The sequence below is a fragment of the Vibrio sp. 704 genome, from assembly GCF_033339295.1.
In genome coordinates this window covers 1-778 of the sequence record NZ_JAWOUH010000335.1, presented here as the reverse complement: position 1 = coordinate 778, position 778 = coordinate 1, and the positions used below count along the sequence as shown (strand labels likewise).

At 49.4% G+C, this 778-nt stretch carries 1 protein-coding gene; it reads right to left on the bottom strand.

The features are described from left to right. Window positions 1-778, bottom strand: a 778-nt coding sequence (locus R7R24_RS26295) for a phosphate/phosphite/phosphonate ABC transporter substrate-binding protein (RefSeq protein WP_318120061.1), incomplete at both ends; no start/stop codon positions are given.

Genomic DNA, 778 nt, shown 5'->3' with positions numbered 1-778 from the left:
CTTGTTTGCTCTTACTAAAACGATACTCAAGCCAAAAGTGGTAAGCGTTCAATACAATCACAAACATGAACAGCGCCCATGCCCATTCTTGATGGCTGCGCAACCAGCGCAGCGCCTCACTCCACCAAGGTTGCTGCAATGGATGTAAATCCAACGCCTGATAGAGTTTATCGATGCTCAACAAGCTAACGGGCGATGTCCAACCTGATGCACCAGCGGCAATAATGGCGGGGTGCTCTGGCGGCATAGCAAGCAAGACTTGCGCGAGTTTTTTCGCCAGAAGCGACGAGCCGCGTTCTGTTTTGGCAAACGACCAGTTTGGATATAACGGCGTAGAAACAGCACACGAAGAATGTTCATTTGGCTGTTGGTTTAAGACTCGAAAATCACCGTGCTGTAACAGACCTTCATTTTGCATCTGTTCCAGTAGACAAGCAGGCACGACAGCGGCTTCAACATTGCCGTCACGTAATTGGTAGAGATTGGCATCAATTGGGAAACCGAGATAGCGAACATCCGCAAAAAAGTCATTCGGATCGAGTCCCATTTCCACGATTTGATAGCGCAGTGTCAGATAACCACCAAACGCTTTTTCGGACACTGCCGCAACAGGGAATCCAGAAACATCTTTTAATGTTTGGTATGGCGAATTTGCCCGAACCACCAGCGCAGAACCAATGCTATAGTTCGAGTTTTGCGGTGCGCGCCCCGTCAATGTTGCCATCCATGACAGCGCATATTGTCTGCCCAAGCGCACAGCCTGACCTGGGTTGGTTAA